Here is an 8876-nt window from a genome sequence, read left to right as displayed (position 1 = left end):
CGAGGTGCTCTCGGTGGCCGACGAGATCACCGTCATCCGCCGGGGCACCACGGTCAAGCAGGTCGACCCCGCAAGCGTCAACGCACGCCAGCTCGCCGAGCTCATGGTCGGGTCCGAGCTGCCGTCGCCGAGCACCGAGGAGTCGACGGTCACCGACCGGGCCGTCCTCACCATCGCGCATGTGACGGTCGACGGCGCTGCCGGCAACCGGAAGGTCCTCGACGACGTCTCGCTGACCATCCACGCCGGCGAGGTGCTGGGCATCGCTGGGGTCGAAGGCAACGGTCAGGCCGAGCTCGTCGAGGTCGTGATGGGTATGCGTGAACCGTCCAGCGGGGTGATCACCCTCGACGGCGTGGACATCTCCGACTGGCAGGTCCGCGAAATCCGAGAAGCGGGCGTCGGGTTCATCCCCGAGGACCGACAACGGCACGGGATGCTGCTCGAGGCCCCACTGTGGGAGAACGTCATCCTCGGCCACCAGACTCAGGAACCGAACGTGCGCGCCGGCGGGCTGGTCGACGCCCGCGCGGCCAAGGCCGACACGGAGCGCATCGTGCAGGAGTACGACGTGCGTACGCCGTCGATCTTCGTCACGGGCGCCTCCCTGTCCGGCGGCAACCAACAGAAGCTCATCATCGGGCGCGAGATGACCCACAACCCCAAGGTGCTGCTGGCCGCCCACCCCACCCGGGGCGTCGACGTCGGTGCCCAAGCGGCGATCTGGAACCACATCAAGCGGGCCCGTCGCGACGGCCTGGCCGTGCTGCTCATCTCGGCTGACCTCGACGAGCTCGTCGGGCTGTCCGACACGATCCGAGTCATGCTGCGGGGTGCGGTGACCGGTGAGTTCGACCCGGACATGGTGACCAAGGAGGAGCTGGGCGCCGCGATGACGGGGGCTGGACCGGGTCCCGCATCCGAAACGCATACCGAGCCAGCCAGGGACACGCATACCGAGCGGTCGGGAACGGGGGACTCGCTGTGACCCGCATCGACCCGCGCCGCATCGCGCTCGGGCTGGCCGCGCCGCTGCTCGCCATCCTGGTCGCCTTCGTCGTCACCTCGCTGATCCTGTTCGTCGCCAGGGATCCGGTGGGCGCCGTCTGGACCCAGCTGATCAAGGCGCCCTTGCCGCGTCAGGTCGTGGCCATAGTCAACGCGGCGACCGTCTACTACCTCTCCGCGATCGCCGTGGCCATCGGCTTCCGGATGAACCTGTTCAACATCGGCGTCGACGGCCAGTACCGCGTGGCCGCCTTCGCCGCGGCAGTGTTCGCGGGCCAGGCGTGGCTTCCCGGACCGCTCAACATCCTCGTGTCGCTGCTCGTCGCCATGGCCGCGGGGGGCCTCTGGGCCGGAATCGCCGGTCTGCTGAAAGTGACCCGCGGCGTGAGCGAGGTCATCTCGACGATCATGCTCAACGCCATCGCGACGTTCCTCGTCTCGTTCCTGCTCAGCAAGGCGGCCGTCAAGGTCGAGGGCAGCAACGCCGTCAGCACCAGACCCATCCCCGAGTCGTCCCGGGTGCCCGGCATCTCCGTCGACGGGATCATCGCGACCCCCAACCTCATCTACGGCTTGGTGGTCCTCGCAATCCTCGTCGGGTTCCTCTACTGGTTCATCCTCAACAAGACGAGGTTCGGGTTCGACCTGCGCGCGACCGGCCGCTCCGAGACCGCTGCGGTCGCCAGTGGCGTCAAGGTCAAGCGGATGGTGCTTGTCTCGATGGTGCTCTCGGGGGCGGCGGCCGGGCTGGTCGGCATGCCGCTGTTGTTCGGGCAGGACCACGCCTACGGCGACACCTTCCAGTCCGGGCTCGGGTTTGCCGGCATCGCCATCGCGCTGCTCGGCCGTAACAACGCGATCGGGATCGTCTTCGCCTCCTTGCTCTGGGCTTTTCTCGACGCGCAGGGCAACGGCCTGCAGATCAACGCCGGGGTGTCCGACCGGCTCGTGCTCGTGATCCAAGGCGTCATCGTCTTGTCGGTGGTCATCGCCTACGAGATCGTCAGACGCGCCGGCGTACGGATGGAACAGCGACGGGTCGCCTCCCAGCTGGCTCGGACACCAGCGGCGACGACCGAAGGGGCCTCGGCATGAGTGACACCGGACTGGCCCTCGACACGACGACGGAGGAGCCGCCCGCACTTGCCCGCAGCCGCCCCCGTTGGTTCTGGTACGCCGTCATCGGCGGTGCGCTCGTCATTGTCTCGACCGTGCGGGTCGTGACCGGCGCCAACGACATCGACTCGTCCGGGGCTCTCATGGCGGCGATCGGGCTGGCCATGCCGATCGGGCTCGCCGGCCTCGGGGGCCTGTGGAGCGAACGTGCCGGGGTCGTCAACATCGGGCTCGAGGGCATGATGATTCTCGGGACCTGGGGTGGGGCCTTCTTCGGCTTCTACTACGGACCCTGGGTGGGGATCCTGGGCGCCGCGCTGATGGGCGCGGTCGGTGGGGCCGTGCACGCGCTGGCCACGGTCATCTTCGGTGTGGACCACATCGTGTCCGGCGTCGCGATCAACCTGCTCGGCGCGGGGGCGGGCGCCTATCTCGCGGTGCGCACGTTCACCGGTATGCAAGGCGGTGGCCCGACCCAGTCTCCGCCGCTGCAGCAGCTGCCCTTCCTCAGCGTCCCGGGTCTCGGAGACGCTCTCGACTCGGTCGAGAAGAGCCACATCTGGCTGGTTTCCGACCTCGCCAGCGTCGTCCGCGCTCTGACGACCAACCTCAGCGTTCTCACGATCATCGCGATCGGTCTGCTCGTGCTCAGCTGGTGGGTCCTCTGGCATACGACGTTCGGGCTTCGCCTGCGCTCGTGTGGAGAGGCTCCCCAGGCGGCGGAGACGTTGGGAGTCAATGTGATTCGCTACAAGTTCACGGCCGTCCTCATCTCCGGCGGCCTAGCCGGGCTGGCCGGCGGGTTCCTCGTCCTGGTGGCCTCCAACCTCTACCGAGAGGGCCAGACCGGAGGGCGTGGCTACATCGGTCTCGCCGCGATGATCTTCGGCAACTGGCGGCCCGGTGGGCTCGCCGGCGGGGCTGCGCTGTTCGGGTATGCCGATGCCGTGCAGCTGCGCGGTGGCGGCGACGTCGTTCGCGCATACCTGCTGCCGTTCTCCATCGGGCTGGTGGCCTGGGGCGTGTGGATGGTCGTCCGTCGACGTCAGGGCAAGCCGATGGTCGGCGTGGTGAGCCTTGTCATGGGCGTGCTCGCGTTCCTCTGGTTCTTCTTCACCGAGCGCGTCCCCAACGAGTTCACGGGCATGACCCCCTACGTCGCCACCCTGCTCGTGCTGGCGTTCGCCTCGCAGCGGTTGCGGCCACCTGCGGCGGACGGTCAGGTCTACCGCAAGGGCGAAGCCAGCTGATGGGCGACGGGGACGACAGTCTCGACGGCGTCGACTGGGCCGCACTGCAGGGGGCTGCGGTGGGGGTGATGCGGCACGCCTACGCGCCGTACTCGTCGTTCCCCGTCGGCGCGGCCGGGCTCGTCGACGACGGGCGCGTGGTCGTCGGCTGCAACGTCGAGAACGCTGCCTACGGAGTCGCGCTCTGCGCCGAGTGCGGCATGGTGTCGCAGCTGCACTCCACCGGCGGCGGGAGACTCGTCGCGGTCGTCTGCGTCGGCGGCGACGGCGGGCTGCTCATGCCGTGCGGCCGGTGCCGTCAGCTGCTCTGGGAGAACGGCGGACCCGTATGCCGCGTACTTACACCCGAGGGTGTGCTGCCGATGAGTGCCGTTCTGCCCCAGGCGTTCGGGTCAGACGATTTGGACGCTGCGGCTCGCCATCCCGCCCGACCCACGTCAGGAGGAGGACCCAGCTCCAGTTGACGGCGCCGCGTCCAGGCACCGCAACCGTGCAAGGTCCGCGATGATGTCGGACATGAGCGAACCCTTCGATGCCGTGGACGTCATCACCACGAAACGCGACAAGCGTGAGCTCGGCGACGGCCAGATCGACTGGGTGATCGACGCATACACCCGCGGGATCGTCGCCGACGAGCAGATGTCCTCCTTGGCCATGGCAGTGCTGCTCAACGGGATGAACCGCCGCGAGATCGCCCGCTGGACCGCAGCCATGATCGCCTCCGGCGAGCGGATGGACTTCTCGGCGCTGTCCCGCCCCACGGCTGACAAGCACTCCACCGGTGGGGTCGGCGACAAGATCACGCTGCCGCTGGCGCCGCTGGTGGCCGCGTGCGGAGTGGCCGTCCCGCAGCTGTCGGGACGCGGACTGGGCCACACGGGAGGGACGCTCGACAAGCTGGAGTCGATCCCGGGCTGGCGGGCGGGGCTCACCACGCAGGAGATGTTTCACCAGCTCGAGGACGTCGGCGCGGTGATCTGCGCCGCCGGCGCCGGTCTGGCCCCCGCGGACAAGAAGCTCTACGCGCTGCGGGACGTCACCGGCACCGTCGAGGCCATCCCGTTGATCGCCAGCTCGATCATGAGCAAGAAGATCGCCGAGGGGACTGGTGCGCTCGTCCTCGACGTCAAGGTCGGGTCCGGCGCGTTCATGAAGGACGTCGACCAGGCTCGCGAGCTCGCCGAGACGATGGTGGCGCTCGGCACCGACGCGGGCGTGACAACCGTCGCGCTGTTGACGAACATGCAGACCCCTCTCGGCCTCACAGCGGGAAACGCCCTGGAGGTGCGGGAGTCCGTCGAGGTGCTGGCCGGCGGGGGACCGGAAGACGTCGTCGAGCTGACCGTGACGCTCGCTCGCGAGATGCTCTCGGCCGCGGGCCGGCCCGACGTGGACCCTGCTGACGCCCTGCGGGATGGGCGGGCCATGGATGTCTGGCGCCGGATGATCTCGTCTCAGGGGGGCGACCCCGACGCCGCGCTCCCTGTCGCCCACGAGACCCACGACGTCCTCGCGCCGGCCGACGGGGTGCTCACGCAGCTCGACGCGCTCAAGGTCGGCATCGCCGCCTGGCGGCTCGGGGCGGGGCGCGCCCGCAAGGAGGACCCGGTCCAGGCCGGGGCCGGCGTCGAGCTGCACGCCAAGCCCGGTGCACAGGTACGTGGCGGAGAGCGGCTGCTGACGTTGCATACCGACACGCCCGACCGGTTCGAGCGGGCCCTCGACGCCCTGGATAGGGCTTTTGTCATCGCGCCCACAGGCTCGCGTCCCGACCTGCTCCCGCTGGTCATCGAGCGGGTGGGGTGACGATCTAGGGTGGGTGCCGTGCCACAGCTCATCGCCGCGCCGACGCGCATCCCGGTCCCGGGGGGCAAGGTCATCGACGAGTACGTGGGCGCGGTCAACACCCCGGTCACCTCGCTGCCCGGTTCGGTTTCCGTGGCCCACATGGTCGCTCCCGCCGAGTGGTCCGAGCCGTTCCAGACCCCGGAGTTCGGCGAGGTCACACTCGTGCTGCGAGGCACCGTGCTCGTCGACCACGACGGTGGTCGGCTCGAGGTCCTGGCCGGCCAGGCCGTCGTCACCGGCCCCGGCGAGCGGGTGCGCTACTCCACCGGCGCCGACGGTGCCGAGTACGTCGCCGTGTGCCTGCCCGCCTTCGACCCGCAGGCAGCGAACCGCGATGACGACTGAGGCTGCGATGACGCTCCCCGACGTCCTGCGGGCCGTGCCCAAGGTCCTCCTGCACGACCACCTCGACGGCGGGGTGCGGGCGCAGACCATCCTCGACCTCGCGGCTGCGACGCCTTCCGACGGCCCCGTGGTCGAGCCGCCGGCGTCGGACGCGGGGGCTCTCGCGGCCTGGTTCCGCAACAGCGCCGACTCGGGGTCCCTGACCCGCTATCTCGAGACGTTCGACCAGACTCTCGCGGTGATGCAGACGCGGGAGGGCTTGTTCCGGGTGGCCTCGGAGTCCGCCCAGGACCTGGCCGCCGACGGGGTCGTCTACGCCGAGAGCCGGTATGCACCGGAGCAGCACCTGGTCCGCGGCCTCGGCCTCGACGACGTGGTCGAGACGGTCAACGCAGGCTTCCGGGAGGGCGAGCGGCTGGCCGCCGAGGCCGGACACCCGATCCGGGTGACCGCATTGCTCACGGCCATGCGGCACGCGGCCAAGAGCCGCGAGATCGCCGAGCTCGCCGTCCGCTACCGCGACGACGGTGTCGCCGGGTTCGACATCGCCGGAGCAGAGGCGGGCTACCCCCCCACACGCCACCTGGACGCTTTCGAGTACTTGCGACGCGAGAACGCGCACTTCACGATCCACGCCGGCGAGGCGTTCGGGCTGAAGAGCATCTGGGAGGCGATCCAGTGGTGCGGCGCCGACCGACTCGGTCATGGGGTGCGGATCGTCGACGACATCACCGTCGAAGGGCTGCCCTTCCCCGCGTGGCTGGACCAAGCAGCGGCGGACGGTCTCACGACCCTCGCCGATGTAGATCTGGACACGGTCTATCTCGGCCTGCTCGCCGCATACGTGCGTGACGCTCGTATCCCGCTCGAGATGTGCCCCAGCAGCAACCTCCAGACGGCTGCCGCGAAATCCATTGGACTGCATCCGATTTCGCTGCTCAAGCGGTTGCGGTTCCGCGTCACGCTCAACACGGACAACCGGCTGATGAGCGGCACCACGATGTCTCGAGAAGCGGCCCTGCTGGCAGCCGAGGCGGGGTGGACGCTGGCGGACCTGCGGTGGGTGACGATCAACGCGATGAAGTCCGCGTTCATCCCGTTCGACGAACGTCTCGCGATGATCGACGGCACGATCAAGCCGGGGTATGCGGTCTACGGGCTCCCTGCCTGAGGCCTCGGTCAGCCGCTGCTTGGTGTCGCCTGCCCAGAGCGGTCCTGCTGCCACGGCCAACGGCCGCTGATCTCGAGCTCGAGTGAGAAGCTGAGGAACGTCCGGATCACTACGATCAACCCCAACACGGCGACGCTCACGAGAGTGGGGGTGACCGCAACCGTGCGGATGATGTCCGCCGCGAGCGCGCCGACGATCTCCACCACACCCGTGAACGTCATGGCCGTCATCCTTGCCGAGGGCGCGTATGTCGGCCAGCCGGGTGAGGGTCCTCATCCCGGCTCTCGACGCCTCGTCCTTGGCAGCCTCCCCGGCGGGCGGTGTGCCTGCTGGGTGTGGGGCGGGGTCACGTTCGGTCCGGTGGGTGGGCGGGGTTTCCGGTGTCGTTCCCAATCAGGCCATGCTCCGGATCCGGTCTGGCCGTGGTGTGGGCGTGGTCGTAGGAGCCTCTGGTCAAATCCCAGACGACATGTCCGGTGGTCGGGTCAACCCGGCCGTGTAGCCGGCGGGTGTGGACCAGGGTGTTGTGGTGGCCGCATAGGAGGGCGGCGTTGTCGAGGTCGGTGGGTCCGCCGTCGGCCGCGTGGACCAGGTGATGCCCGTCGCACCACGTGTCGGCGCATACTCGCACACCCACCCCACCCCCGCCGACCCCATCGACACCGCGCCCGTGGACGTCTCACCGCGGTCCACCGCCTCACCCAGGACCGCGACCCGGGCCGCCTCCACCGCCCGGGACAGGTCGTCGACCTCCCGGAACACCCGACCGAGGTCGGCGCCCTGCGCCTGCCACAACACCGCCGCCAACCCCGTCAACGCCTCCCGCGCCGCAGCACGAAGGTCAGCCCACGGCACCGTCGCCGGCAGCGCCGGCAGCGCTGGCGGCTGCGGCGAATCGGCGGGCGAAACTGGAGGCATACCCAAAACCTACAACCGACCACCGACAACCCCTTCGACCGCGATCGACCGAATCGCGTTGCCACGACTACGGACCCGCTCTGGTGATCGCTACCAACCAAGGCGAGTCAGGTGCCTTGAGGCCGACACGAGACTTGCCTTGATCCACGCCAGGGGCCGGTGGGCCATGATCGTTGCCAGGTGGGCTGGAAACGACACGCACGACAGGGGTGGGCGATGAGCGAGGCCAGGACCGCCGGTACCAACGACGCACGGGACGAGCCGGAGGTGCAGCTGTTCGCCGCCGAACGGCTCGCCTTCTTTACCGACGCGGTTGTCGCCATCGCGATCACGCTGCTCGCGCTCGACCTGAAGGTCCCGGAAGGCGCCTCGTGGAGCGTCATCTGGAGCGCCATCGGTGCCAACGCCAACGGGTACGTCGCGTTCCTCATCAGCTTCTTCATCATCGCCAATGCGTGGACCAGCCACCACGCGCTGTTCCGCTACATCACCCGGTCGGACGCCAGGTTGCTGTGGATCAATCTGCTCTGGCTCCTCATGGTCGTCGTGGCACCCTTCGTTACCCGGATGGTCGTGGACGATCAGGTCTACTACCAGTTCCGGTTCATCTGTTATGCCGGGGTGCAGTCGCTATTGGGGGTCCTGCTGATCCGGATGGTCGTGCACGCCCAGCAGGCCCAGCTTGTGATGGAGTCGACCCCGACCCGTTTCCTCAGCCGACTGAAGACCCGAGCACTTATCGTGACGGTGCCGTTCTCGCTGTCCATCGTTGCGGTCCTCGTGCCCGGCATCGGTGAAAGGGCGTACTACCTCTGGTGGTTCGGACCACCGGTAATGGCGGGTCTGTTCACGCTGCGGCGCAAGTGGCGCGAACGCCGCGGCGTGCAGATCTGACCGCCGGTATCGTGCCGCACGTACGTCTGGGCTTGACGCAGCGTCAGATGCCGCGGCCCGGCGACAGGATGTGCCGCGGGTCGAAGGCGTCCTTCACCAACCGGTGCGCGGCGAGGGTCGCCGGGTCGAGCTGCTTGGGCAGTGCGTGCCGTTTCAGAGACCCGATGCCGTGCTCTCCCGACAGCGTCCCGCCGAGGGCGAGAGCCGCATCACTGACGCGGTCGAGGACGAGCTCGCCGTGGTCGCGGGCCGCTGCGTCCGCCGGGTCGACGATCACCGAGGGGTGCAGGTTGCCGTCGCCGGCGTGAGCGAAGGTGGGGATCGCG

The 8876-nt window shown here is 69.0% G+C and carries 10 protein-coding genes and 1 pseudogene; 8 read left to right on the top strand and 3 right to left on the bottom strand.

What is annotated here, in order from left to right:
- From ABI385_RS13085 to ABI385_RS13055, 7 genes are all read left to right on the top strand, one after another.
- Positions 1 to 988, top strand: a 988-nt coding sequence (locus tag ABI385_RS13085; RefSeq protein WP_348104190.1) for an ATP-binding cassette domain-containing protein, incomplete at its 5' end; no start/stop codon positions are given.
- Positions 985 to 2103 carry an ABC transporter permease gene (locus tag ABI385_RS13080; protein WP_348104189.1) on the top strand — a complete coding sequence of 373 codons (1119 nt, stop codon included), beginning with the start codon at positions 985 to 987 and terminating at the stop codon, positions 2101 to 2103. The genes ABI385_RS13085 and ABI385_RS13080, both read left to right, overlap by 4 nt.
- The gene (locus ABI385_RS13075; protein ID WP_348104188.1) at positions 2100 to 3374 is read left to right on the top strand and encodes an ABC transporter permease; all 1275 of its coding nucleotides are present in this window, start codon (positions 2100 to 2102) and stop codon (positions 3372 to 3374) included. Before ABI385_RS13080 ends, ABI385_RS13075 begins: the two co-directional genes overlap by 4 nt.
- Positions 3374 to 3838 carry a cytidine deaminase gene (locus ABI385_RS13070; protein WP_348104187.1) on the top strand — a complete coding sequence of 155 codons (465 nt, stop codon included), beginning with the start codon at positions 3374 to 3376 and terminating at the stop codon, positions 3836 to 3838. Before ABI385_RS13075 ends, ABI385_RS13070 begins: the two co-directional genes overlap by 1 nt.
- 52 nt (positions 3839 to 3890) lie before the next feature.
- Positions 3891 to 5180, top strand: coding sequence for a thymidine phosphorylase (locus ABI385_RS13065; protein WP_348104186.1), 1290 nt, complete (start codon positions 3891 to 3893; stop codon positions 5178 to 5180).
- An 18-nt stretch (positions 5181 to 5198) separates the two neighbouring features.
- Positions 5199 to 5567 (top strand): cupin, encoded by a 369-nt coding sequence (locus ABI385_RS13060; protein WP_348104185.1) that lies wholly within the window; start codon positions 5199 to 5201, stop codon positions 5565 to 5567.
- Complete coding sequence (locus tag ABI385_RS13055; RefSeq protein WP_348104184.1) at positions 5557 to 6738, top strand: adenosine deaminase; 1182 nt, start codon at positions 5557 to 5559, stop codon at positions 6736 to 6738. Before ABI385_RS13060 ends, ABI385_RS13055 begins: the two co-directional genes overlap by 11 nt.
- An 8-nt stretch (positions 6739 to 6746) precedes the next feature.
- On the opposite strand, the pseudogene ABI385_RS13050 reads toward ABI385_RS13055, so the two are convergent.
- Both ABI385_RS13050 and ABI385_RS13045 read right to left on the bottom strand, forming a co-directional pair.
- Positions 6747 to 6923, bottom strand: a pseudogene (locus ABI385_RS13050) (DUF1622 domain-containing protein); the annotation flags it as partial.
- Positions 6924 to 7084: 161 nt separating this feature from the next.
- Positions 7085 to 7369 carry an HNH endonuclease gene (locus ABI385_RS13045; RefSeq protein ID WP_348104183.1) on the bottom strand — a complete coding sequence of 95 codons (285 nt, stop codon included), beginning with the start codon at positions 7367 to 7369 and terminating at the stop codon, positions 7085 to 7087.
- Between the two features lie 503 nt (positions 7370 to 7872).
- On the opposite strand from ABI385_RS13045, the gene ABI385_RS13040 reads away from it, so the two are divergent.
- Positions 7873 to 8550, top strand: a complete 678-nt coding sequence (locus tag ABI385_RS13040; RefSeq protein ID WP_348104182.1) for a TMEM175 family protein — start codon at positions 7873 to 7875, stop codon at positions 8548 to 8550.
- A gap of 43 nt (positions 8551 to 8593) precedes the next feature.
- Here ABI385_RS13040 and ABI385_RS13035 read toward each other — a convergent pair.
- On the bottom strand, positions 8594 to 8876 hold a 283-nt coding region (locus ABI385_RS13035), incomplete at its 5' end, for an FAD-linked oxidase C-terminal domain-containing protein (protein ID WP_348104181.1).

Source organism: Lapillicoccus sp. (genome assembly GCF_039935575.1).
In the GTDB taxonomy this organism is placed as follows: domain Bacteria; phylum Actinomycetota; class Actinomycetes; order Actinomycetales; family Dermatophilaceae; genus Lapillicoccus.
Note: the sequence above shows the minus strand (reverse complement) of the source record. Positions and strands in the feature narration are given on the sequence as shown.